Annotated in this window: 20 protein-coding genes and 1 pseudogene; 10 read left to right on the top strand and 11 right to left on the bottom strand. The window is 34.5% G+C overall.

Features of this window, described 5'->3' with window-relative positions; translation table 11 throughout:
- Window positions 1-68: 68 nt before the first annotated feature.
- The gene (locus ONG75_RS07340; protein ID WP_264376141.1) at window positions 69-3533 is read right to left on the bottom strand and encodes an ankyrin repeat domain-containing protein; all 3465 of its coding nucleotides are present in this window, start codon (window positions 3531-3533) and stop codon (window positions 69-71) included.
- A 9-nt stretch (window positions 3534-3542) separates the two neighbouring features.
- Window positions 3543-4520: a hypothetical protein gene (locus ONG75_RS07335; RefSeq protein WP_264376140.1), complete on the bottom strand. Its 978-nt coding sequence runs from the start codon at window positions 4518-4520 to the stop codon at window positions 3543-3545.
- 98 nt (window positions 4521-4618) lie between these two features.
- Between ONG75_RS07335 and priA the strand changes: the two genes are divergently transcribed.
- The gene (gene priA, locus ONG75_RS07330) at window positions 4619-6940 is read left to right on the top strand and encodes a replication restart helicase PriA (protein ID WP_264376139.1); all 2322 of its coding nucleotides are present in this window, start codon (window positions 4619-4621) and stop codon (window positions 6938-6940) included.
- Window positions 6941-7055: 115 nt separating this feature from the next.
- Window positions 7056-7835, top strand: coding sequence for an ankyrin repeat domain-containing protein (locus ONG75_RS07325; RefSeq protein WP_264376138.1), 780 nt, complete (start codon window positions 7056-7058; stop codon window positions 7833-7835).
- Window positions 7836-7958: 123 nt separating this feature from the next.
- Here the strand turns inward: ONG75_RS07325 and tnpC are convergent, their stop codons facing one another.
- The 4 genes from tnpC to ONG75_RS07305 form a co-directional block, all read right to left on the bottom strand.
- Window positions 7959-9341, bottom strand: a complete 1383-nt coding sequence (tnpC, locus tag ONG75_RS07320) for an IS66 family transposase (RefSeq protein WP_264375454.1) — start codon at window positions 9339-9341, stop codon at window positions 7959-7961.
- 152 nt (window positions 9342-9493) lie between these two features.
- A complete protein-coding gene (locus ONG75_RS07315) occupies window positions 9494-10978 on the bottom strand; it encodes a hypothetical protein (protein WP_264376137.1) in 1485 nt (494 codons plus the stop codon).
- Window positions 10979-11004: 26 nt separating this feature from the next.
- Window positions 11005-11184, bottom strand: a complete 180-nt coding sequence (locus tag ONG75_RS07310; RefSeq protein WP_264376136.1) for a hypothetical protein — start codon at window positions 11182-11184, stop codon at window positions 11005-11007.
- A gap of 80 nt (window positions 11185-11264) precedes the next feature.
- Window positions 11265-11393: a hypothetical protein gene (locus ONG75_RS07305; RefSeq protein ID WP_264376135.1), complete on the bottom strand. Its 129-nt coding sequence runs from the start codon at window positions 11391-11393 to the stop codon at window positions 11265-11267.
- 150 nt (window positions 11394-11543) lie between these two features.
- Between ONG75_RS07305 and ONG75_RS07300 the strand changes: the two are divergent.
- Window positions 11544-11829, top strand: a pseudogene (locus ONG75_RS07300) (GIY-YIG nuclease family protein).
- A 144-nt stretch (window positions 11830-11973) separates the two neighbouring features.
- Here the strand turns inward: ONG75_RS07300 and ONG75_RS07295 are convergent.
- The 3 genes from ONG75_RS07295 to ruvA form a co-directional block, all read right to left on the bottom strand.
- Window positions 11974-13194: a hypothetical protein gene (locus ONG75_RS07295; RefSeq protein WP_264376134.1), complete on the bottom strand. Its 1221-nt coding sequence runs from the start codon at window positions 13192-13194 to the stop codon at window positions 11974-11976.
- A gap of 268 nt (window positions 13195-13462) precedes the next feature.
- On the bottom strand, window positions 13463-14452 hold the full coding sequence (gene ruvB, locus ONG75_RS07290) for a Holliday junction branch migration DNA helicase RuvB (RefSeq protein WP_007302374.1): 990 nt from the start codon (window positions 14450-14452) through the stop codon (window positions 13463-13465).
- Window positions 14449-15021 (bottom strand): Holliday junction branch migration protein RuvA, encoded by a 573-nt coding sequence (ruvA, locus tag ONG75_RS07285; protein WP_007302375.1) that lies wholly within the window; start codon window positions 15019-15021, stop codon window positions 14449-14451. The genes ruvB and ruvA overlap by 4 nt, the downstream gene beginning before the upstream one ends.
- 299 nt (window positions 15022-15320) lie before the next feature.
- Here ruvA and ONG75_RS07280 point away from each other — a divergent pair, with 299 nt between their 5' ends.
- Both ONG75_RS07280 and ONG75_RS07275 read left to right on the top strand, forming a co-directional pair.
- Window positions 15321-15845: a c-type cytochrome gene (locus ONG75_RS07280; protein ID WP_007302376.1), complete on the top strand. Its 525-nt coding sequence runs from the start codon at window positions 15321-15323 to the stop codon at window positions 15843-15845.
- A 1-nt stretch (window position 15846) separates the two neighbouring features.
- Window positions 15847-16602 carry an alpha/beta hydrolase gene (locus ONG75_RS07275; RefSeq protein ID WP_007302377.1) on the top strand — a complete coding sequence of 252 codons (756 nt, stop codon included), beginning with the start codon at window positions 15847-15849 and terminating at the stop codon, window positions 16600-16602.
- 42 nt (window positions 16603-16644) lie between these two features.
- Here the strand turns inward: ONG75_RS07275 and ONG75_RS07270 are convergent, their stop codons facing one another.
- Both ONG75_RS07270 and ONG75_RS07265 read right to left on the bottom strand, forming a co-directional pair.
- The gene (locus tag ONG75_RS07270) at window positions 16645-18558 is read right to left on the bottom strand and encodes an ATP-dependent helicase (RefSeq protein WP_264376133.1); all 1914 of its coding nucleotides are present in this window, start codon (window positions 18556-18558) and stop codon (window positions 16645-16647) included.
- A 158-nt stretch (window positions 18559-18716) separates the two neighbouring features.
- On the bottom strand, window positions 18717-19103 hold the full coding sequence (locus ONG75_RS07265) for a WD_0964 family protein (RefSeq protein WP_264376132.1): 387 nt from the start codon (window positions 19101-19103) through the stop codon (window positions 18717-18719).
- A gap of 211 nt (window positions 19104-19314) precedes the next feature.
- Between ONG75_RS07265 and ONG75_RS07260 the strand changes: the two genes are divergently transcribed.
- The 5 genes from ONG75_RS07260 to ONG75_RS07240 are packed head-to-tail and all read left to right on the top strand — an operon-like array spanning window position 19315 to window position 24884.
- On the top strand, window positions 19315-19902 hold the full coding sequence (locus tag ONG75_RS07260) for an NADH-quinone oxidoreductase subunit J (RefSeq protein WP_029237644.1): 588 nt from the start codon (window positions 19315-19317) through the stop codon (window positions 19900-19902).
- Window positions 19893-20201, top strand: coding sequence for an NADH-quinone oxidoreductase subunit NuoK (gene nuoK / locus ONG75_RS07255; protein WP_010404075.1), 309 nt, complete (start codon window positions 19893-19895; stop codon window positions 20199-20201). Before ONG75_RS07260 ends, nuoK begins: the two co-directional genes overlap by 10 nt.
- 4 nt (window positions 20202-20205) lie before the next feature.
- A complete protein-coding gene (nuoL, locus tag ONG75_RS07250) occupies window positions 20206-22053 on the top strand; it encodes an NADH-quinone oxidoreductase subunit L (RefSeq protein WP_264376131.1) in 1848 nt (615 codons plus the stop codon).
- A gap of 3 nt (window positions 22054-22056) precedes the next feature.
- On the top strand, window positions 22057-23499 hold the full coding sequence (locus tag ONG75_RS07245) for a complex I subunit 4 family protein (RefSeq protein WP_264376130.1): 1443 nt from the start codon (window positions 22057-22059) through the stop codon (window positions 23497-23499).
- Window positions 23496-24884 (top strand): NADH-quinone oxidoreductase subunit N, encoded by a 1389-nt coding sequence (locus ONG75_RS07240; protein WP_264376129.1) that lies wholly within the window; start codon window positions 23496-23498, stop codon window positions 24882-24884. Before ONG75_RS07245 ends, ONG75_RS07240 begins: the two co-directional genes overlap by 4 nt.
- The last annotated feature ends 27 nt before the right edge of the window (window positions 24885-24911 follow it).

Below are 24911 nucleotides of genomic sequence, written 5' to 3'. Positions count from 1 at the left end.
AGGAAACGCTGGAATGAAAATAGAAGATCTAATTCCTTATATCAATTAATTCTCATCCACCTTTTATGTTACATAAACTCATCACTTTTATAGAACATCTCATTAAAATCATTCAAAATTCCAAAATCTTGATTTTTAATAAATAGATGCCCATCTGCAATATAGGACTCAGCAAGAGTAAATGGTTCATCATGATGCTGTGATGCTGGCCTAACAATTTCATTGTACAAAACCATTACTTGCTCATAATTGTATCCACTACCATCATGATATTTACCACGTATAGTGTCATAAAAATTTCTTACATCATCATACGTAACTTGCAGTTCTACCTTATATTTCCCTATTTCAACAGCCTCACCCACTTTGATTTTTAAAGGATGTTGTTTCACATTATCTATAACAATTGTTTCCTCTGGCTTCTCTTCGTCTCCTCTTATCGATCTTTTACTCCTTTCTTCACTCGCAGGTTGATCTGCTGGCATTTGGTCTATATCGTTAGATTCTTCTTCTTGCATAGTAATTTTTTTGAGATAGCTAAGCATATCCTTTCCAGCTTTTTCCCAAGTTGCAGCTTCTTTTGAAAGCTCACGATAATAAGAATCATTACCGCCTTTGCTATCTATTACATCTCTTTCTATACCTTTCCCTTCTGCCCATAACTCAGCATGTTCAATAAGTGTCCTGCCATCTTTGCCCACAACATCAACGTCAGCTTTGTTTTTTATTAGATATTCTATTGTATCTAACTTTCCATGCCTCACTGCATGAACTAAAGGTGTCCAACCATCATTATCCTGCACATTAACATTCGCACCTTTTTCAACTAAATGTTTTATTATTTCCTTATTTCCAAGATCAACAGCAAGGTGCAAAGGCGTTAAGCCGTAGCTATCCTGAATATCAATATCCGCATTATGCTCTATGAGATATTTAACTACTTCCATATTTTTCATGTGCATGGCAAAATGTAGTGGAGATTTACCAGAGCTAATATCACGGGTATCAACATCTATACCACGATCTATTAAGTATTTAGCAATTTCCGTATGTTTTAGCTCAATTGCATAGTGCAGCAGTGTTTGAGCTGACGTGTTTTTGATACCAAGATCTGCGCCATGCTCAATTAAACTCTTAACTATTTCCGAATTCCCTAGCTTAATAGCAGCAAGTAACGGAAAAGTATAATAACTTTTACTATTAGAATCTGCGTTATGATCTAATAGATACTTCACTATTTCTGTATTACCTGAATAAATAGCACTGTATAATGGTGTTTGGGAATAAGCATCTTGAATATTAGGATTTGCACCACGATCTATTAAGTATTTAGCTATCTCTATATTTCCAGACTCAATAGCATAGTGTAAAGGTGTCTTATAATACACATATTTAGCATTAGTTTTCTGATAATAATTGTCATGAACATTAAGATTTGCTCCATGATCAATAAGATATTTTGCTACTTCCGTATTTCCTGACTGAATGGCATAATGTAGTGGCGTTTGTCCATTATGGTCTCTTGTATCAATATATGAATTGTGTTTTAGTAGCGTTGCTACTTTGCTTAAATCTCCCAATGAAGCAGCAAAATGTAAACTAGTCGCACCTGTTACCTTATTTATCTCGTTTACTTTTCCTATAGTATTTTCTACATTATTGTCATCAATATTCACCTTTAAGAAAGGCTGTTTATTATACTTCATAACTTTTGTTGTAACAGCTTTTCCTTGTTCGTCTTCACTCGCTTTTTTAGCAGGTTGCATAGAATCTTCTCTACTGACACTTGATTTAGATTCTATCTTGGTTTTATCACTACTTACATAATGTACTGGGCTATAACCATATAGACCCTTGCCTGCACTTTGTTGGCTTGTTGAACTTTCAACACTGTTAGATTCAACAACATTATATTCCATATGTTGTTCACCACTCAGCTCAGCCTTAACCCATTGTTTAAATTCTTGATCATAACCTTTCAGCTCAGCCAAAAAATCCTCAAATAATTTATTACCTTGAGACCTATTTGCACCAGATTTAGAAAGGCTCTTGAGCAAATTATCAATCATATCTGGGTGTTTATCTTCAAGAAATTTGATCACTTGTTCAGCATCCGAATGATAATGTTCCCCTTTATTACTCCAAATATTATTGCGCAATATTTCATCTGGTTTGAGACCTTTATTCTTTATTGCAATCAAGGCCTCTTTATCTCCGTGGTCATTGACATGCCGACCATCTTCTAAACTTGCCATATAGTTAGCAACCCCTTCATGCATAGCCTTAGATAAGACATCACCTGTACCATAATAGGAATTAATGATAGTTAAGGCGTGTCCCAATTCGTGTTTCAAAGTTTTACACGAGTCATCAAATTGGTCTTGTAGATAAAAATAAACATGAATTTCTGAGCCACGCCCTTGAACTGTTAAGCCAGAAGCGCCTTTATAGTTAACGTTCAACTCCTTAAGATAATTTTCGTAGTCACTCTTTGTATTAAATACGAAAACATTAACTTTATTTGGTATGTTGTGCCAAGGCTGAGAATTATTAATGCCAAATGCTGAATCAAAATCTTTTATAGTACTCTCGATGGCATTTTTTACACTACTCAATTTGCTCTGAGTTAATTCCTCATCATCATATTTTATATTTATTTGAAGCTTGTGTTCGCCAAAAGTCATAACTTCACTATCTGGCACAAGATCTGCCACAATTTTATCGCCACTTTTTACATCCATCCACTGCTTAAATTCTTTTTCAACTTCTGAGTTATTCAAAAGATGCTTGAATTTTGATATCGCTTCTACTCTATCGAAGGATATCTCAGTAAGCAATTGCTTTATGAATTGAGGATGTTTTTCTTGTAGGAATGTCACTAAGCAATCTGATATTCTATAGTCGTTAGACATACTTGCTATTTTATATGGTGTATCATGCCCAGATTCATGCATTTTATTGTATGCTTCTTTTGTATAATGCATATCGCGAGTGCTTTCTTTTTTAGCTGCATCATAGCTCCACATGAAAAGCTTCATACCGGTACGTAAAACTTCAGGTACTGTATCCATATTACCGGTAGAGTACTCAAGAAATGCATCGCTCATTTTTTCCATTAAAATTTTAGATTTTGCACAAAGTAAGCCATTTACATCTCCAACAATAAAAGTCTTTGCTATCGTGCCGTCAGCTTCGTGTGCTCTTACTGTTCCACCACCCCATAATTCTCTATGGTCCTTACCACCTGAAAGTTCCTTGATGTGAGCTTTGTAATCATCGTAATTTTTCAGCACATAAAGCTGCAATTTTACTGGACCAGAATGAACGCTTTTTTGTGAATAGAAATTATCAGACCAGGCTCCGTAAGCATCTTTTACAGTTTGTTTTATATACTCAGGGGTATAACTAGCTAATCCCCCATATTTTACTTCTATTGTAAGCTGATCGTTTATTACTATACTTTCTTTATTTGGAAATAATTTTTTAATCAAAGTTTGTGATTTATCATATTCAGAATTTGTTTTAAATTTCATATCCACCTCTTAAAAATTTTCACTATAAATAAGTCTTGAGAAAAATGCGTTAACTGTAGATTCAGCCTTTACCTTGTTTTTGCACAACTGCTGAGATAGTTGATCATCGCTGAAAAGCCGATTCTTAGTATTGAGATATTTAGCATAGCTTCTAGAATTAAATTCAGGGATTGAGTAGAAACCGCTTTCAAGTTCAAGATAAGAGCTGCTATTCAGAACAAAAAATAAATCGCTCTGGTCAAGCAGTATGTCATAACCAGAGCTCGTACAATGTAAGTATTCATTGCTTTCATACTCTGCTATGTAGTATTTACTTGCATCAAGATCACCATTAAGCTGTAAAATTGCTGCTGAACGTCCATTCCCAATACTATGGCCTTTTATTACTTTAAGTACTTTAATCTCATCATTTTCTATGAGTTCTCTTAACTTTTCATTCTTTTGATTTAATTCTTCCTCTGCCTTTCTTCTGTCTTCTTCTAATTTTGTTTCTTTTTCAACAAGCTCATTTTGTATTTGCAAAAACATATCTTGAATGGTTAAGCCATTTAGAAAGTAATCCAATACACTTGACACAAACGGCTGCAATTCACCATTATCTTCAAAGCTCTTTTCCTGCTTTTTGTCATATTGAGTGGGATTATAGATTGCATACAGAGGATAAAAACCATAATTCACCTCGTCGAATGATAACTCTATCGAAAATCCGCTCTGATCAAGTGGAAGTTTAGTAGCTAAATATCTACCATTATCATCTCTGACATATAGCTCATTTATACCATAGTGACCACTATATTTGTTGTAATAAATATAAAAATTCTCAGGATTAAGATTAAAGTAATCATCTAAATTGTTAGGTTTACCGAGCTTTTCACGTAGAAAACTCTTGCTCTTATCTGTAAGTTTGATGCGTGTAGAGAAGTAACACCGATCTATTCGGTCACCTTTTTCTATTTCAAAGTCTAGGACTATTTTATCGCTAAACATACAGAATTTCCTCACATTTCCAATATTTATGATTATAAATTGTGTACTATGAAAAAAGCATTAAGGCTTCTTTATGTATCTAAAAACAGCGCTAACTTATGACAAGAACAGTTGACGTATTACTACCACTTCCAATTGATCAGCTATTTTCATATGCAATTGAGAAAGATACTGAAATTTCAATTGGAGATTACGTAGTGGTGCCGTTTGGCAGAAAGCGTTTGATTGGAATAGTTTGGAGAGAAAGTAGCAAAAGCGATCGAGAATTAAAATTTATTGAACAAAAGGTCGATTTACCGAGTATTAGACCAAAACTGATCGAATTTGCAGAGTGGGTTGCGCAGTATAATGTAATACCTATTGGTATGCTTGCGAAAGTGATAATGGGGGGAGTGCTAAAAGTAAATCAAATAAATAAACTAGTTTATGCTGAACAAAAGCAGGAAATAAGCAAAATAGACTACCAATTAAACCCTGAACAGCAAGTAGCTCGCGATAAAGTAATAAGTAATTTGAATGAGTATTCAGTGACTTTACTTGACGGTGAAACCGGGTCTGGGAAAACGGAAGTTTATCTCTCTGTAATTTCACAGTTAATTAAGAATCATAGTATTTACGAACATTGTCTATCCTTCTCCTGTAATTCCAGTGTTTCCTTCTCCTGTCATCCCAGTGCCTACTTTTTTTGCAATTCCAATGCTCTCTTCTCTTGTCATCCAGGTGCCCTCTTCTCTTGTCATCCCAGTGCTCCGACACTGGGATCCAGTTTTTCATATAATCTCATCACAAACGTTTATTTTAATTTAAGACCAATACCTAATTTAGAATCAAAATTCCTGGATAAACACTGGAATGACACCTTTGTATTTAAGGCAAAACCCACTGTAACACTTAGCATACTGCCTTTGCCAAGCACTGGAATGACAACAGAAGGAGGTAATGCACAAGTCCTTATCCTTCTGCCAGAAATTGTCCTAACTTCACAATTGGTAAATCGTGTTCGCAGTCAGACATCTGGCAATATAGCTGAGTGGCATTCAGGACTTACTCCCAAAGCTCGCCGAAATAATTGGCTTAGTATTGCAAATGGAAGTGCGCAGATCATTATTGGGGCAAGGTCAGCACTTTTTTTACCTTATAAAAACCTAAAATTAATCATCATTGATGAAGAGCATGACTCATCCTTTAAACAAGAACAGGGGATTATATATAATGCTCGAGATATGGCCATTATCTTAGCCAAGCTCGAAAATATTTCGATTATTTTATCATCCGCCACTCCGCTACTTGAAACAATTTATCATGTTAAAAAAGGGAATTACAATCATGTAAAATTGACTAAACGATTCGGTGGTGCAGAGTTGCCACAAATAAAAGTAGTAAATAATAAGCAATGGATTTCCAATGAACTTTTCGAAGGAATAAAACAAACCATAGAGAAAAAACAGCAAGTTATGCTCTTTCTAAACCGCAGAGGATACGCACAACTTGCAGTTTGTAAAAAGTGTGGATACAAAATTTCCTGCTCAAATTGTGCTGTCTGGCTTACATACCACAAAAAGAAGAACGTCCTTTTGTGTCACCATTGTTCTTATCAATCAAAACTTCCAGAAAAATGCTCCAATTGTCAAAGTGAGCAGTCATTGCTTCTTTATGGTGTGGGAATTGAAAGGTTAGTTGAAGAAATAGTGAAATTAATACCAAATGCAAAAACTGCGATTATCAGCAGCGATCAGAAGTCGCTTGGTAGCGTCATTGACTCAGTGCTTAAGGAAGAGGTGAATATTATAATCGGTACACAAGTGATTGCCAAAGGGCATAATTTCCCTAAGTTAACTTTGGTTGGAGTGATAAATGCAGATTTAGGACTTGAAAATTCTGATCTTAGGGCAGCAGAAAAGACGTATCAATTATTGCATCAAGTTGCGGGTAGATCTGGGAGGTTCAACGAAAAAGGAACGGTAATAGTGCAAACTAATAATCCTGAAAGTTTGATAATAAAAGCATTGCAGCAGCAAAAAAGGGATTTGTTTTATGAAGTTGAACTTGAGTCAAGACGCAAAGCTAAAATGCCACCATTTAGTAGATTAATAGCGCTTATAGTTTGCGGTAAGGATCAATTTGCAACGCAGAAAGCAGCAAGTGAGATAACAAGCTTTTTGCATGATCAATGTTCAGCTACTATTCCTTCTGCGTTGTCATTCCAGTGCGTGACTAGAAAAAAAGAACTCGAAATTTTTGGCCCATCACCAGCAGCAATAAATTTCTTAAATAATAAATATCGGTATAGAGTGCTACTCAAAATACACAATAAACATAGTTTATCTATAAAGAAAAAGCTAAAATATTGGATTAAAAATTACAACTTGAATTCAAATATTGCAGTAACAATAGATGTTGATCCTGTGAGTTTTTTTTGATGTTATTTGAATTTATTTGACATTCACAGAATTAATTATATTAATTTTTTAATCAATGATTTGACTTTTATTAGAGTTTATTATATTATTGATATAACTAGAATAAGGAGATGGTATGAATACTTTACTTGAAATCGTCTGTAGGCCAGGGATAAAGCATAAAGAAAAAATTAGAGAATTGAAGGCATTTCTTAATAAAAATATCGAAATACCTATTGATAAGGAGTTATTTAAATCAGCTTTATCTATAGAGGATACTGTAGATATAAGAAAAAAGATGGTGTATCTTATTTTGCAACACTGCATTGTATACGATAGTACAAGGTCTAAGAAAGCAGAGATATTGTCATTTAAAAACGTGATGAAGATTTTAGATAAAGCGGTGAATAGATCTGTTACTCCTCAGTATTTCTACAAATTGATCAATTTTCAAGATCAAGATCGAGAGACGTTATTACACCAAGCTGTTAGAAATAATAACACTGGTGCTATAAGAGCCCTTTTGGAACATGTTACAAATCCTTTGATAGAGAATGTAAATAAGCAAATTCCATTAGATTTAGCTCAAGGAAATACAAGAGAAGTACTCATTGAATGTATGAAAAACCAAGCTAAATTGAAAAAAAGAGATGCTAGATGTAATAGTTTGATTGGCATTGTACCTGGAGTTTTTCTCGGTATTGGACTCGGTGTTGGTGGTGCTTTAGTCCCTTCAATGACTATTATATTATGCGCACTCGCAGTATCTGCTCTTGTTGCTGGAATAGCAGTTGGACTGTCTATATATTTCCTAAGTCAAGACTATAAACAGGCTAAATCGATAGAAAAAGCTGTTAACCCTCAACTCTCTTTTGTCAAGCATGAAAAGGCTTATACAAATGAAGCAATGCTATAAGAATAATAACTGTGAGTTTTTTAACATTAGATTTCTTGCATAATCAAGTGTGATCCCAGTGTCAGCTACTTGTATAACAAGAAAGAAGGCACTGGTCTCACAGTATCCGTTCAGGAGAGTGGTTTAAGAAACAATAGATAAGAGGTTTTGGAAAGGATTGAGACCCCTTTGTTTCCATGTTAAGTATAACGAAATTATCCGTTCAAGGAATGCATTTCCCCGCTTTGATTGTGTAAAATACGAATTTTTGCGGTAAACGACATAATGCCGTATCTGCTGTTCAGCATGGTTGTTTGTCAGCGGAATGTTTTTTGGGTCATCTAAAAAATTCCACATCATTCTTTCAGATTTCAAAATATTTTTCGCAACTCGAGAGGCTCCAATTGCTTCAGGTAAGTAGGATATTTCCTTCAAGTAATACCTTGTACGTTTTCGCAACTTTCTGGCACGTCTGGCAAATCTAAAAACATCTATCTCATTTTTTAGCAAAGCCTTTTTTAGTGCAAATAATTCAGTAGCTACATTTCTTAAGTAACAGCCAAGAACTTTGACTTCAATATTCCAACTATGCGCTAATCTTTCAAAATCCCTTGCTAAGTGTGCCCAGCAGATTTGCCTTTTTTCATCAGCAAAGTAATTGTATACTGCGTACCTGTCGGTTACCACTAAGCTATTATGATTGCAGCATGCGTTATTTTTTAAAACTTTCATTCCTCTTGACTCTGTCAACTTCACAAAACTTGCCGTATTGCTTGCAAACATCCAACACCAAGCGAGTTTACCTTTGTTATAATGGCTCGTTTCATCAATATGTAGAACTTTACTCCTACTTATCTCTTGTTCGATCTGCTCATACATTTTTTTGCATTTTGAAGCAACTCTATGTTCACTATTTGATATGCTAACGACGCTTATGTTCAAATTGAAGATATCATTTACGACACTCGCTATTTCGCGTTTTGAATTTTTGTAGAATCCGCTGAACGCTGCAATTATTGACTTAACCCTTGGACCAAATGTATCTGACGTAACACCTTCTGGTAACTTACTGCTTCTTCTTTTTCCGCATCTCCGGCAACGACCATGCTCCATCTGATATTCCACTACATAAGGCCTAATTTCCGGAAGATCAACTTTTTGATGAATGTACGGTCCATTGCATATTGCAATCCCTCCTCCGCATTCACAAGTAGATGACAACTTTACTTTTATCACCTCATCTGCATCCATTTTGGCGCGAAAACTTCCTTTATGACCAACCTGACCACCAACGTTTCTGTCGCTCTTTGGCTTGTCCTTTTTTATTTTGTACAACTCTCTAGAGCTTGGTAGAGATGAATTTTTCGAGTTTAAACCAAGCCTTTCCTTTAATTCAGCGTTCTCTATCTTTAAAGCCTTGTTCTCTGCTTTTAAACTTTCATTCTCCCTTTCCAGCTTTTCTATTTTTGCTTCTAACTTTTCTATTTTTTGCTGTAAATTTTTGCAAAGCTCTAAAAGGTTTACCACATTACCTCACTTTTGCTCTATGATTATCTTTTTAGATCACCTTGTCTACCTTATTCTGCCACTCCGCTGAACGGATACGGTCTCACATGCATCTAAACGGATACATAACCTTTCATTCACAATTCGTCCTCAAATAGTCTAATTTCCTTTAGCTATGAAATAGAGCAAATTGATTTTTTACTAGTTGATGTCTGCTTTTTTGCAGAACATTGGTCAGGCTGTGATATAGAAGGTTGGTTAAATGTTGTTTTGGGCTTATTAAAAGAAGATCGTGCTGAAGATCGTGCTGAAGAAGGGCCAAAGCCACTATCTTTAGCCGAAGCATCATCCCCACCTTTACCTTCACCATAGTAGTCGGGCCTAAGGAATTTGCTCGAGTTTCCATTATGTGATTTACCTATAACTGAATTCTTAGGTGAATCACCAAAACCACTATCTGCACTTGTATCTGCACTTGGTCCATCCGTCCCTACTTTTTCTTCAAGAGTTTGTGGTTTCATAGCTGGCACACGTGCAGGATCAATGGATAGCTTATATTTAATTTTATCTTTACCTGTATCTTTATCTTTAACTTTATATTCGCTGATTAAAGAGCTCTCTGTGATCTTATCCATCACACAGTAAGCAATGTCTGGGTTAGCAAAATCTATTGCATATATTTGTTCGGCACCATATGTTGGAAGACCTCTTTCTGCAATATCATCTTTTACATCACGCAATACTTTTGTACCACCAAACACCTTATTCTTAATATGATCAACTTCTTTTTCATTTAAAAACTCTATGTAATTATCATAATCAATAACAGGAGCCAAAATTGAATACTCATCTTCACTTTCTTTATTGGAAGTATGCCACATAGAATCAATTGGTAGGTGCGGTAGTGCCTTACAAATTAAATCAACAACTGCGAACTTCATAATCTTAACAGTTTCATTTTCGTCCCTTGACATTTCAAGATTACGATATGTCAGAGATACCTTATCCATTACTACGTCTTTAATGAACTGAGGATTATCAAAAAAGCTTTTCTTTATATACATATCACTTCCTTTCTCTTCTAAAAAATCCTTAGTTTTTTTAGGACCATTTTTATAACTTTTTACCTTTGATGAAAATGAGTTTACAAGAGAATTTTGTAATTCTCTATTCTTAAAGCGTATACAGTATAAATAGGATTTTCTGTCAAAGCTCACATCGCGTGTATTATCATCCACATAATCTTGATCAGAGTAACTTTCCATAATAACATTTGCTGTAAACTGTACTAGTGCACCAGCTAGCAAATACTTTAGATTACGAACTACTTCTTTTTCAATTGGCACTGAAAACCTATGTTTGCTACTATCTGTAGTCCACTTCCCTTGATCAAAGTTAAAAGGAAAAAACTCTGTATAAAAAAGATCATTGGCAGCATCTTCGGCAGCATCTTCATTACTTCCATAAAGCCTTTCTACTATACTCTTTCTCATATTGCTCAAGTACTCTCTACGCTGATCAATATTCATATTTTTATCAAATGAGAGAACAATATGATCTTTTTCTACAGTGAGATTAGTAATAGCAGTCTCATCATAAAGAAGAACACTATTAAACGATTTTACTAATTCTCGATTTATTTGATTTGTACTAGGCATAACGCCACCCCCTTAAACTAATATAATTATTTACTGCTACCCTGACCACTTTTACTACTACTGGATTGATTTTGCTTCATTCGTTCTTGTTCACGCTTAATCATATCGCTGAAGTTATCTATCCTATTTAGATCTAAATCTTTTTTATAAATCCTTGTTCTCCCTGAATCAGGTACTTTTTTATTTGGATCATTATTGCCATGCATATCAACCTCTAAATTAAATTATTATGTAATGAGTATATTAAGAATCAATTATTAGCACAAGCAGTTTTTTAACATAAATTTTATTCACCATTTTTATACTCCTGGATTCCAGACTGGGATGACAAGAGAGGAGGTAATGGAATAACACCTTTCCTTATTGACTTAAGTCGCAACTGTACAAACATTGCAATATGGCACATCGTTGGCACTGCCTCCCATTCAAGACGGTGTCATTCCAATACTTTCTCTCTTGTCATTCAAGTAGCCTCTTTGGTATCAAAGAATAGCCTCTTTAGTGTCATCAAGTAGCTCCTTTAATGTCATTCCAGTCTGGAATTCGGTAAATTTATTTATTATATATGAAAAGTTATTATATTTATATACTTGCAAGTGAACGCAATGGAACCCTATATACAGGTATAACATCAAATTTGACTAAACGAATTTGGGAACACAAAAGCAAAGCCATCTCTGGTTTCACGTCAAAGTACAATGTTTGTAAACTAGTCTATTTTGAAAGACATAAATTTAGCAATTAGTAGAGAAAAACTCCTGAAAAGTTGGCAGAGAAAATGGAAAATAAACTTAATTGAAAAAACAAATCAAGAATGGAAAGATTTATATGATGAAATTGTGTCTGGATGACAGTGTCTGAGTACACAACTGTACGAACATTGCAATATGGCGCATCGTTGGCACTGGCTCGCATTCAAGACGATGTTATGAAAGTAGCTGACACTGGAATCCAGATAAAAAACCAGTCTGGAATGACAAAAAGAGAGAGAACCTTTACACACCTCTCTCTTTGACTGAAGAAGCATGGTTTTCAACTTTTACGTCCTCAGTTAATCCTCCTGGCAATTCCACAGCAGCATTAGACTTTTGCTTATTATTCATTGAACGATTACACTCAGGAGATCCCTTTTGACCCTTCGTACCGAAACCTCTGTATCTGTTAACTCTCCTGTGTTCCTTTTGCTCTGGAGCAGGTGGACAGACAGCTAATTTTGGTTTTTCAGTTTTCTCTTCTTTTGCTTCTTTCTTTTCTTTATTCATTTTTTCCAGTTTTTGTACTTCACTATTTTTGTGACTTATAACAGGTTTAGGTAGAGTGTCTACTAATTTTTCTATAGGCTTTGGTAAAATAGCACGTTCTTGCTTGTCTAGAACAATTGGCATTGGAACTTGAGATGAAAAATTAAATAGGGAAATTGGTATGATTTCATTCACTTTTGTTTCTATTTCTTGACGAACTTCTTTTGATTCTGTTTTTTCTGCTTTTTTGTCTCTTTTTTCCTCAGTTACATCTTGCTCTACTACTGCTGCTAAATCAACTGCAAAAATTTCTGCAAACATTGCAATGACTGAGCCCACGAGAAAAGTTTGAAGCTTCAATTTTAAATTTTGCAACGCTTGCAAACGTTCGAGTATTGCTATTTCTTCTTCAGGAGATAACTCACCGCTGAGTAATTTCTCCTGCAATTCTTTTATCTCTTTGTCTAGCCTTTTATCCCAACTTAAATCTAAATCTTTTTTGAAGATCTTTTTAACTAATTCCTTAAGCTTATCACGCAAAAACTTAATTATCGAAAGAAGCAGATTTTTCTCTTTCTTCTCCTTGAGCATTTTGTAGACTTTCGGATCTACATTTACTTCAAAAAGATTAAAGAGGGATTCAAAGAAATTTGCGAATACCCCTTGATTATTATCAGTAAAGTAATCCTCATTATCTTGTATCTGTAGCTCTACTTGAGATAATGTTTCATCAATGCAACTCGCAGCCTGACGCTCAAGCTCTATTCTCTTGAGCTCAGCTTTCCTAGCAAGCTCCTCCATGAATCCTTTTAATTCATTGAGCTTCTGCTCTGCAGAGAGATCTTGCTCTCTGATTCGATTAATGTAGATTGAGCTACCGTCCTCTTCGTTGTTATTGATTAAAAAATTTTTCATTGCTTTTTCTCCATTAATTGAATTACTGTTTCTATAATTGTTTAGAAGGCTTTTTACCATTTTATCTTAAGTCTATAAAATACAATAACTCAATCTTACAATATGAAGTATTTAATAAGTATTAATCTTAAAAAATATCAATAAATTATTGATATTTTTACATTCATACTATATACAGCCTAGCATATATTACGTAATTTTTCAAGAACATATTCACTATAACAGAAGACTTTCTTATTTGCCTCTAAAACACCTGCAAATCATATAATAAAAGAATATTATAATGTTTAATGTAATACTATACAATGTTATAAAATATAGTATAATACTAGCATACCACTGAATTAATGCTGAGATATTCCCTTGCTTGATCAGTTAAAACACGTCCTCTTGGTGTGCGCTTTACAAAACTGACCTTGATTAAATAAGGTTCTACTGTTTCTTCAATATTGCCAACATCTTCAGATAGTGCAATAGATATGGTGTCAATTCCAACAGGTCCTGAGGTGTTAAACAAAAATCTCAGATAATCCATATCTAATTTATTTAGTCCCATTTTATCTATACCCAATTTTGATAGTGCAGAACCGGCAATTTCACAGGTAATTTTTTTATCATCTTTTACTTCAACAAAATCTCTTATTCTTCTGAGTAATCTCAAAGCAATTCTTGGAGTACCACGGGCGCGGCAGGCAATTTCCTGCACAGCATCCTTTTCGATTTCAGCACAAAGAACTCTTGCACCTCTTTTTATAATATCAACCAGTTCCTCAAAAGAATAAAACTCAAGATGCAGGGGAATACCAAAACGATCCCTCAGCGGTGCAGAAAGCAGTCCAAGCCGTGTTGTTGCCCCAATCAGTGTAAATGGTGGTAAATCTATTCTTAAAGTTCTGGTAGATGGGCCCTCACCTACTAGTATATCTAGGCAAAAATCTTCCATAGCAGTATATAAAACTTCCTCAATGCTACGATTTAATCTATGGATCTCATCGATAAATAGAACATCTTTTGCATTTAAAGTAGTGAGCACTGCAGCTAAGTCCCCAGCTTTACTAAGCAATGGACCAGAAGTTGCACGAAAGCTAACCCTTAACTCCTTAGAGACAATTTGTGCTAAAGTTGTTTTACCAAGCCCTGGAGGACCATAGAGCAATACGTGATCCAAAGCTTCAGCTCTCGTCTGTGCAGCATTTATAAACACTTTTAAATTTTGTATTAAGTCTTTTTGCCCGACAAAATCATCAAGTTGCTCAGGCCGGATATTTAAATTACGTACATCTTCAGAGTATTCCTTACTACATGATATTGACTTCATATTGTTTTAAGCGCCATACGAATAATATCTTTAGTGTCCAAGTTTGGTGATTCATCTTCTATTTTTTTTATTGTATCATAAGCTTTTGTTCTTTCATATCCAAGATTGATCAAAGCTGAAAGAGCATCTTCACTAATTGAGTGAAAATGATTGTTATTTATCTCTAATTTACTTACTTTGCCATTCAGCTCAGTAATAATTCGATTTATGAGTTTCAGGCCAAGTCCACTCACCTTAAGTGCTAGTTTATCCTCATTTATAATTGCCAAAAACAGTTGCTCTGGAGTTAATTTGCTCAAAATTGACATTGCGGTTTTATAGCTGACACCGCTCACTTTAACTAATAAACGCAGACACTGCTGTTCTTCTTTACTTATAAAGCCATATAGCTGAGTAACGTTTTCTCTGCTATTTGCATAAGTGTCGATAAGTAATTTTACTCTACTTCCAATCGAACAAGCACTTAAAGTTTTGGCTGAAAGATATACTATGTAGCCAACATCATTCACATTCAGGATTATGTGATCGCTACACACCTCATCAACTATTCCTCTTAGATTTCCTATCATTTCTAGTACTTTATAAAATTCAGTTTAAATGCTCCTGAATCTTAGGTCAAGCAAACGAACATTATAGAAGTAGTTCCAGTTTCAATCATTGCAGACAAGTTTGCAGGAAATCTATTTTAATATGTTATTCCAGATCATTATGTAATTGAACCACAAGTTACTCCGATAGAAATAGAATTGCAGTCTCCTAACTTAGCTAAGTAATAGAAATTTCTATCTTTGGTGAAATAAAGGTAATTGTTTACTGTTTGCGAAAATATTTGCATAATTTAAGTAACATTACTTGATAAGAATTAACTATGGAGCTTAATAAGATTGCAGCATCGATTTTACTTTCTGGATTAATAATTATGATAGTTAGTAATGTAGTTGATATGCTCTACAACCCAGAGGATTATAAAATTGAACACCAAACAATAGTAGCAGCCAGCAATGAGCCTCAACAAAAGATTGAACAAGTGGCACTTGATATTGGAGAGCTCATGCAGAATGCTAGCTTTGAAAAAGGCAAGTCAGCAGCAAAAAAATGTATAGCTTGTCATAGTTTTGAGAAAGGTGGAATGAATAAAGTGGGGCCAAACTTATGGAACGTGGTTGGAAATAAAAAGGCCCATCTTGGCAGCTCATTCAATTACTCAAAAGCACTACTTGAAAAAGGTGGGAAATGGGAGTATGAGGAGTTATTTGCTTTTTTAAAAAATCCAAAAGCCTACATAAAAGGTACACGTATGGCATTTGCAGGCATTTCCAATCCACAAGAGATTGCAGATCTAGTCAGCTATTTGCGTTCGATGAGCGATAGTCCGGTTGCCTTGCCAAAGTAGTATGAATTATTGTAAATTACTCGATGGAAGTAATGGCCATATAGCATATCGAAAGCTACAAGGAAAGAAGGCTTCTATAGTTTTTTTTAGTGGTTTTGCATCCAATATGGATGGAACTAAAGCAACTGCCGTTTACAAATTTTGCCAAGAAAATGATATAGCACTTGTGCTCTTTGATTATTTTGGCCATGGTAATTCAAGCGGTGATTTTGCTGATTATACAATAAGTGATTGGCAAAAAAATTGTGCTAAAGTGATAAGTGAATTAACTAGCAATAAACAAATAATTATAGGTTCAAGTATGGGAGGATGGCTGATGCTGCTCACTGCTCTTCAATTTCCAGAAAAAATTGCAGCATTAATCGGCATATCGTCTGCTCCTGATTTTACTGAAGATTTGATATTCAAGCAATTGTCAGGCAAGCAAAAAGAAGAACTAGGTTCTAAAGGTGTAATAGATTTTACTTCGGAGCATTGTGCATACAAAATAACTAAAAATCTGATCGAAGACGGTAGAAAGAACCTTCTTTTAAACAGAGAAGCAATAGATATAAACTGTCCTGTGCGCTTATTGCATAGCATTAATGATAAAGATGTTCCTTATCAAACTTCATTGAATTTAGCTGAAAAAATTAAGTCAACAGACGTTGAAGTACACTTAATAAAATCAGCAGAACACAACATGTCTGATAATCATTCACTGAAAATTTTATTTAAGACCATCAGAGAATTTTTGCCAGGAGAAATATATAATTGAAGTAATTCAGATGTGTTTGTCGTAAGAGCTGCAGTTATAGCTTCAACAGTAGGCACTATTCTTGATCACCTCAACATTTTCTCTTGGCAATTCTTTAATAAATCGAGAAGTGCGCATTGGTTGCCACTGATTATTAATTTCCCTCCTATCTGCACATGAAATGATCAACCTTTCTTTTGCTCTAGTTATGCCAACATATGCAAGTCTTCTCTCTTCTTCTAAAGCTTTACCACTTTTATCTTCAAAAGATCTTTGATGAGGAAATAATCCTTCTTCCCAACCAGGTAAAAACACGCACGGGAATTCAAGCCCTTTAGCCGCATGAAGAGTCATAACATATACAGTGTCATCGCTATTCATATTATCCACTTCCATCACCAAACTAATATGCTCCAAGAAGGTTATAGTGCTGTCAAAATTCTTCAAAGATGAAATGAGCTCTTTAACATTTTCTATTCGCGCTAAACCCGTCACTCCTTCATTCTCAAGCATTTCCATATATCCTGATTGATTTGCTACGATTTTAACAAATTCATGCAGTGGTTTTACGCTTACTATTTCTTCCCAAGCTTTAATTTTATTTAAAAAATCATTTAGTGAGAGTTTAATTCTTTCGGTTACTTGATCACTATTAACCAATATTTTTGCTGCCTCAAAAAAAGAAATTTTGTTATCCTGAGCAGTCGTGTATATTTTCTTTAGAGTTGTAGCTCCTATGCTTCTTTTTGGACGATTTACGATCCTTTCAAAAGCGAGATCATCATTATTATTTGTAACAAGCCTCAAATATGCAATTATATCCCTTACTTCTTGACGTTCGTAGAATTTTACGCCACTTATAATCCTATAGGGAATTGAATATTTTATAAAATACTCTTCGAGCACTCTAGTTTGAAAAGTCGCTCTTACGAGCACTGCAATGTCACTAAATCTGTATTTATTGAGCTTTAATATCTGTTCGCTTATGAACCTTGCTTCAGCTTTCCCGTCCCATAATTTTATTAGATTTACCTTTTCCCCTTCAATGTTTGTTGTCCACAACTTTTTTTCTAAGCGAGTCTTATTGTGATTGATAACATATGATGCAGTTGCAAGTATGTGGGATGTTGACCTGTAGTTACACTCCAGTTTAACGGTTTTTGCATTTTTAAAATCATCGGAAAATTTCAAAATATTTTCAACTTCTGCACCACGCCAACTGTATATCGATTGATCGTCATCTCCTACACAACAAATATTTGAGTGCTCTTTTGCAAGGTATTTTAGCCAAAGATATTGTATTGCATTTGTATCTTGATATTCATCTACCATGATATATTTAAACTTGTTTTGGTAGTAGGATAGAACCTCGGTCTTTTGATTAAAGAGTTGTATGTTATATAGCAATAAGTCACCAAAATCGACAGAGTTAAGGAATTTTAACCTTTCCTGATACTGGTGATAGACTTTGAGTGCAGTCACGTATACTTGCCTAAATGATTGAACATCTTCCACTTCAGACGGCAATAAACACTTCTCTTTCCATTGCTGAATAATATTCATAATGGTCTTACATTTTTCTGATAGGTAATCAGGGCTGATTTCATTAATAATATTTTTTATTACCTGTAATTGATCATCCACACCAATGATTGTGAAATTGGAATTTAAGCCCACAATTTCAGCATGATAACGTAAAATTTTTGCTGCAATTGCATGGAAAGTGCCAAGCCATGGTATGTTTGTGCCCGTGAGTTCAAGCACTCTTGATATCATTTCATTTGCTGCTTTGTTCGTGAATGTAACTGCTAATATTTCATCAGAATAAGCGTGACCGTTTCTAATTATGTGCGCTATTCTTGAAGTAATCGTTCTTGTTTTTCCCGTTCCCGCCCCTGCCAGTATCAAAATCGGCCCATTTAAGTTAGTTACAGCTAATCGTTGCTCTGGATTTAACAGTGAGAGATAATCGTTCATTGAAGCCCTATAGACTATAACTTCGTAAAGTTAAACCTATGATCCAAATATTGTAAAGATTTTATTGAATAGAACAGTTTAAAGAATGCTTCACTCAAGTACTACATATTTAAACGTAGGTTTTTTATCTATCTTGTTTTAGTAGCTTCAGGTGTATGTCAAGTAACAACAACTTGATTTGAGGTATTGGCACTAGAGCTTCTGCTTGTTGGTTGGATAGGTGGAGTTTTGAATGGCTTAGGCTTACGATTCAGTTCCTTCATCTCTATTTCCTCAGCTTTAACAGGAAGTTTTTCTGGAACATAGAAGTTATGCATTTCAGGTCGTTCAGTGAGATTTTCATATGTTTCTTTCAACCAAGCTCCGATATCATATATAAACCCATATGCTTCTTCTTTAAATTCTCTCCATGATCCACCTAAACTGGCTAGTGTGTTATTGAAGTAAATTGTCACATGATCTCTTGTGGTGTATTGATAACTTTTGCCATCTAACTTGCCACTTTGCTTATCACAAGTTTCGAAGTAACCAAATATGTTATACATTTTGAGCTATTACTGACTATTAACATGCATATATTGTACATTAATAAATTAAAATTGTCAAGAGTGTTTGTGTGACTGAGGAAATGCTCTATATAATAATTTAAAATGGAGCTGAAGCTTGTAGTACAATGTTTTTAAACGTTTAATATAATATTGACTTTACGGCAATAATTATTTTAAGTTAGTAACTATTGTTGCAGTTAAAGTATCGATGCCTTTTTTCTTTTATTTTTTTGCAATTCTTAGCATTTTATCTGCTGTATGCGTAATTAGTGTAAGGAATCCTGTGCATGCAGTATTATTTTTAATTTTCACCTTCGTTAATTCTGCAGTTCTTTTTATTCTCCTTGGAGCTGAATTCATCGCTATGATGATGCTGATAGTATACATCGGTGCAGTTGCAGTGTTATTCCTCTTTGTAGTCATGATGCTCGATATTGACTACATAAGATTGCATCAGGGTTTTGCAAAGCATTTCACTCTTGGTGCTATATTATGTGTTGTGTTTTTTCTAATCATCAGCTTTGTAATTCGCAGTTCAGAACCGAATATAAGCAATGTTATAAACTATAATAACAATAACGTGAAAGCTATCGGTAATTTGCTCTACACTGACTACATGTACGCTTTTCATCTTTCTGGTATTCTGCTGCTTGTTGCAATTGTTGGTGCAATTGCTCTTACTTTGCAGGAAAAGAAAAAAGGAGTTAGAAAACAGAACGTGTTAAAGCAATTGACACAATCTTCATCTGTAAAATTGATTAAGGCTAAATTTGGAAAAGGAGTGGAATGGAAATAGGATTAAATCACTTTTTGATAATTGCTGCTGTTTTGTTCACTATTGGCGTGTGTGGTATTTTCATTAACCGTAAGAGCATAATCAATATACTGTTATCAATAGAAATATTATTGCTGGCAATTAATATCAATCTAGTTGCTTTTTCTGCCTTTATGAATGATATAGTTGGGCAAATTTTTGTGATGTTTGTGTTGACTGTTGCGGCAGCAGAGTCAGGAGTTGGGCTTGCAATATTGGTTGTATATTATAGAAGCCGTGGCAATATAGATGTTGAACAAGCGAACTTAATGAAAGAATGAAAGTATGATGGATATACTGAAATTAATAGTATTTTTGCCACTCTTTGGTTCGCTATTTGCAGCACTTTTTAGAAAAAGTCAGTTAGTTACAACGGCAGGGATTGGAATATCTGCAGCTTTATCTTGGTATGTTTTTCTCACCTTCTCTGAAAATTATCACTTGAGTTTATTTCCTCTATTTTCATTAAGTGTATTAAAAGTAAATTGGGCAATTAGTGTGGATGCTCTCTCATCCTTAATGCTTATTGTCATTACCACCGTTTCACTAGTAGTCCACCTCTATTCTATCGGTTATATGGAGCATGACAAAGGGAAGTCGAGGTTTTTTTCTTACCTATCGCTATTTACGTTTTGCATGATTGTGCTGGTTGTAAGCGATAATTTCGTGCAGCTTTTTTTTGGCTGGGAAGGGGTTGGCCTGTGTTCTTATTTACTCATAGGATTTTGGTTCCAAAAATATTCTGCAAATAATGCAGCAATTAAAGCATTTGTTGTGAATAGGGTAGGAGACTTTGCACTATTGATTGGAATCTTTCTTATTTATTATACATTTCACTCTTTGAATTTTACTGAAGTTTTTGATACAACTGATCTTCTTGGCACACAGAACATTAGAGCATTCTGCTGTGAATTCAAAGTAACTCATATAATATGCATATTACTTTTTATTGGCTGTATGGGTAAATCTGCACAGCTTGGTTTACATGTTTGGTTGCCAGATGCAATGGAAGGGCCAACCCCTGTTTCTGCACTCATTCACGCAGCAACGATGGTAACAGCAGGTATATTTTTAGTAGCAAAATGTTCTCCATTATTTGAGCTATCAAATGTGGCACGAGAATTAATAGTTATTGTTGGGGCACTTACTGCTTTCTTTGCAGCTACGGTTGCGATTACTCAGAACGATATAAAAAAAATAATTGCTTATTCAACCTGCAGTCAACTTGGTTATATGTTCATGGCATGTGGGCTTTCTGCTTACAATGTTGCTATTTTTCATTTAATGACACACGCTTTTTTTAAAGCTCTACTATTTCTTGGTGCTGGCAATGTGATTCATGCAATGCATCATGAGCAAAACATTCAGAAAATGGGAAATTGCTGGAAGAAAATCCCTTGCACTTATACTCTCATGTGGATTGGATCTCTTGCGCTTTCTGGAATATTTCCATTTGCAGGTTTTTACTCAAAGGATTTGATAATTGAACATGCTTATAGCACGGATAGCTTTGCTTTTGTAATAAGCTTAGTTGTTGCATTCTTCACAGCGTTTTACTCTTGGAGGTTATTGCTTCTTGTGTTCCACAGCCAAAAACAAAGTAAAATTAATATACATGAGGCACCAAAGATTATGCTTATACCATTACTGATACTCGCTTTTGGATCAGTATTTTCTGGAATATGGGGAGCAAATATTTTGAACATAACTAGTAATGCGTTTTGGAAATCAAGTTTAGTGATGATTGATGAGCATGGAGTTCATAATTTCTTTATAAAACTACTGCCAACCTTAGCAAGCCTAAGTGGAATAGCACTTGCGTACCTAATTTACCAATATCAAGTAATTAGGCAAATTAAGAGTAAATTTTTACTTAAGTTTTTGCAGAATAAATGGTACTTTGATGAGGTGTATGAGTTTGTTATAATTGCACCGATAAGGTTTATATCTAGGCTTCTATGGAAGTTTGATGTTAAGGCTATTGATTCATTTGGACCAAATGGTGTTGTAAGGTTGGTTAATGAATGTTCAAAAAGTTCTATAAAGTTACAAACTGGTTATATATTTGATTATGCATTTATTATGTTTGTTACTTTAATAATCGGTGCTTTATATATTATTGGAATTAAATAGAAGGTGTTGTTACTTAGTATATTCTTGCTTCCACTGATAGGAGCGTTGATTTTATCCTCGATCAGGATTAATCATCAATCTATACACTTAAGATTCCTTGCCCTATTTTTTGCTGTACTTCCATTTTTGCTTAGCATTGTAGCTTGTATAGAATTTGATTATAACGATGCGGACTTTCAGTTTGTCAGCTATCCAGTAAGAGATATTGGAATAGGGGTGGATGGAATATCGTTGCTTTTCCTTCTGCTTACAACTTTCTTGTTTGTTATTTGTATGCTCTATAATTGCAAAATGAGTTATACGACCCTAAAAGCCTATATGGCATTATTTCTACTGCTTGAGAGTTTTGTAGTCGGTTTTTTCGTTTCACTGAATGCTATAAGCTTTTATGTGTTTTTTGAAGCTGTCTTAATACCAATGTTCTTTATTATTGGCATTTGGGGAGGGAAGCAAAGGATATATGCGACGTTTAAGTTATTTCTTTATACATTAACTGGCTCATTATTATTTCTACTGGGGTTAGTATACATCTATAGTGTTTTTGGAACGTTTAGTATACAAAAATTAGCTACATTAGTGCCAAGCCTTGATCTTGAAGTGCAGTCATTGCTGTGGATTGCATTTTTTATTTCTTTTGCAATAAAAGTACCGATGTTTCCATTTCACACTTGGCTTCCTGATGCACATGTGCAATCACCAACTTCTGGATCTGTGATTTTAGCTGGCTTGCTTATTAAAATGGGGGGATATGGATTTTTAAGATTTTCTATTCCAATGCTTCCTCAGGCAAGTTTGTATTTTTCAAATTTCGTTGTTGTGCTGAGCATTATTGCGGTGATATATGCTTCTCTAGTTGCGTTTGCTCAAGATGATATAAAGAAGTTAATAGCTTATTCTTCAATAGCACATATGGGGATCGTTACCGCTGGCCTCTTTTCATTTTGTGAGGAAGGAGTACTGGGTAGCATATTTCAAATGATTAGTCATGGCCTTATTTCTGCTGCTTTATTTTTGTGTGTTGGAATGCTATATACTCGAACTGGGACTTTGGAGATTGCAAAATATTTTGGCATAGTAAACACAATGCCAAAATTTGGTTTTATGTTCATTTTATTTTCAATGGCTTCAATAGGGCTACCTGGAACATCTGGATTCATAGGTGAGTTTTTGGCTATGGTTGGAATGTTTAAGAGCATAGGGTTTTTTACAGGATTTATCGCACTTGGCACTATTTTAAGCGCAGTTTATATGCTGAATTTATGTAAGCAAATAATATGGGGGGTTAGCTATTCTAAATTATTAAATAACCGTTTGGATAGCATAGAATTTTCTGTCTTAATTCTGCTTGCAGTGTTTGTTATTTTGCTTGGATTTTACCCAACCCTTGCACTGAATTATTTGAAGCCATGTATGGCAAATTTGTTAGTCAAATATAATGCGCTATGAATTATATACAGATATTGCCGGAAACGTTCTCTATTATCTCCTCGTTAGTGTTGCTACTGCTTGGAATTATATTTAACCGCCGAACTATCAACTTATTAGCACTTGGCTGCACAGTGGTAACTTTGATTATTTTAATTATTTCGGCAGAAAACAATGAAATTTTTCTCTTTAATTCGTTGTTAAAACTCAATTTATACATCAGGTCAGCCCAAGGGTTAATTCTCAGCACAGGAATTTTAATACTTTTGATGCTGAATTTATCAAAATATGACTATAAATATGAATTTTCAATACTGATTCTTTTTGCGCTATTTGGCATGATAACTTTGGTTTCAGCAAATAGTCTGATTTCTTTTTATTTAGCTTTTGAGTTGATGAGTATATCTTTGTATGTTCTTGCGAGCTTTAATAAAGATTCAGCTTATTCATGTGAAGCAGGAGTGAAATATTTTACACTTAGTGCACTATCTTCCTGCATTATGCTATATGGAATGTCGCTGCTTTATGGATATACAGGACAAGTCAATTTCTCTGAGCTCGGTTCATTCTTGCAAAACCATCAGATAACTTATGGAATAGTTTTTGGGTTAGTTTTTATCCTTATTGGTTTGTGTTTCAAGCTTGCTATTGCTCCTTTTCATATGTGGGCTCCAGATGTCTATCAAGGTGCACCTACCATAGTAACTGCGTTTTTTTCTACGGCCCCAAAAGCTGCACTTGTAACATTTTTAATTCGATTGATGAATGAAGAGTTAGTAAATGTAAAAAGTTATGTTCAGCCTATTTTCTTATACGTTTCAGCATTGTCTGTGCTTATCTCAGCTTTTGGGGCCTTGCGTCAGCAAAACTTAAAAAGGCTGCTTGCTTACAGTTCAATTGGTCACATTGGTTTTATATTTGCTTCACTTTCTATTTTTACACAAGCAGGAATAGATAGTGCCTTAATGTATCTGGTGATATATATCATCACAAGCATAGGGCTATTCTCATATCTCGTACAAATTGACGATGATGATTGTGATATTGCAAATTTATCTGGTATAGGAAAAAAGCAACCAATTTTAGCATTCCATCTTTCTATACTATTACTCTCGATGTCGGGAATACCTCCACTTGCAGGTTTTATCGCTAAATTTTTTATATTCAAAAGTTTAATAAATTCTGGCTTTATCAGCCTGTCTTTGATTCTTGTAATAGCAAGTGTGATATCATGCTACTATTATTTAAATATCATGAAAGTTATGTATTTTGATAAAGCTAGTGGTAATAAGGTTGCTTATTCTAAGGGTCTATTCATTATCACTTCAGTGGCTTCACTGATCAACCTCGTTCTTTTCTTGTACGCAGAAGATCTTTACTCATTGATTAATTCATTGACAAATTAACAATTTAGTGTTTATAATTAGTGATTA

Origin of the sequence: Wolbachia endosymbiont (group B) of Sphaerophoria taeniata, assembly GCF_947179355.1 — a bacterium.
Classification (GTDB): Bacteria; Pseudomonadota; Alphaproteobacteria; order Rickettsiales; family Anaplasmataceae; genus Wolbachia.
This window is presented reverse-complemented; position numbering and strand designations above follow the sequence as displayed.

What these genes read in the sequence shown, in the direction of transcription:
- ONG75_RS07270 (WP_264376133.1), bottom strand. Translation starts at nt 18,558, where the DNA reads ATGAACGATTATCTCTCACTGTTAAATCCAGAGCAACGATTAGCTGTA.
- ONG75_RS07340 (WP_264376141.1), bottom strand. Translation starts at nt 3,533, where the DNA reads ATGAAATTTAAAACAAATTCTGAATATGATAAATCACAAACTTTGATT.
- ruvB (WP_007302374.1), bottom strand. Translation starts at nt 14,452, where the DNA reads ATGAAGTCAATATCATGTAGTAAGGAATACTCTGAAGATGTACGTAAT.
- ONG75_RS07240 (WP_264376129.1), top strand. Translation starts at nt 23,496, where the DNA reads ATGAATTATATACAGATATTGCCGGAAACGTTCTCTATTATCTCCTCG.
- nuoL (WP_264376131.1), top strand. Translation starts at nt 20,206, where the DNA reads ATGATGGATATACTGAAATTAATAGTATTTTTGCCACTCTTTGGTTCG.
- ONG75_RS07335 (WP_264376140.1), bottom strand. Translation starts at nt 4,520, where the DNA reads ATGTTTAGCGATAAAATAGTCCTAGACTTTGAAATAGAAAAAGGTGAC.
- ruvA (WP_007302375.1), bottom strand. Translation starts at nt 15,021, where the DNA reads ATGATAGGAAATCTAAGAGGAATAGTTGATGAGGTGTGTAGCGATCAC.
- priA (WP_264376139.1), top strand. Translation starts at nt 4,619, where the DNA reads ATGACAAGAACAGTTGACGTATTACTACCACTTCCAATTGATCAGCTA.
- ONG75_RS07265 (WP_264376132.1), bottom strand. Translation starts at nt 19,103, where the DNA reads ATGTATAACATATTTGGTTACTTCGAAACTTGTGATAAGCAAAGTGGC.
- ONG75_RS07310 (WP_264376136.1), bottom strand. Translation starts at nt 11,184, where the DNA reads ATGCATGGCAATAATGATCCAAATAAAAAAGTACCTGATTCAGGGAGA.
- ONG75_RS07295 (WP_264376134.1), bottom strand. Translation starts at nt 13,194, where the DNA reads ATGGTAAAAAGCCTTCTAAACAATTATAGAAACAGTAATTCAATTAAT.
- ONG75_RS07275 (WP_007302377.1), top strand. Translation starts at nt 15,847, where the DNA reads ATGAATTATTGTAAATTACTCGATGGAAGTAATGGCCATATAGCATAT.
- ONG75_RS07280 (WP_007302376.1), top strand. Translation starts at nt 15,321, where the DNA reads ATGGAGCTTAATAAGATTGCAGCATCGATTTTACTTTCTGGATTAATA.
- ONG75_RS07315 (WP_264376137.1), bottom strand. Translation starts at nt 10,978, where the DNA reads ATGCCTAGTACAAATCAAATAAATCGAGAATTAGTAAAATCGTTTAAT.
- ONG75_RS07325 (WP_264376138.1), top strand. Translation starts at nt 7,056, where the DNA reads ATGAATACTTTACTTGAAATCGTCTGTAGGCCAGGGATAAAGCATAAA.
- ONG75_RS07260 (WP_029237644.1), top strand. Translation starts at nt 19,315, where the DNA reads ATGCCTTTTTTCTTTTATTTTTTTGCAATTCTTAGCATTTTATCTGCT.
- nuoK (WP_010404075.1), top strand. Translation starts at nt 19,893, where the DNA reads ATGGAAATAGGATTAAATCACTTTTTGATAATTGCTGCTGTTTTGTTC.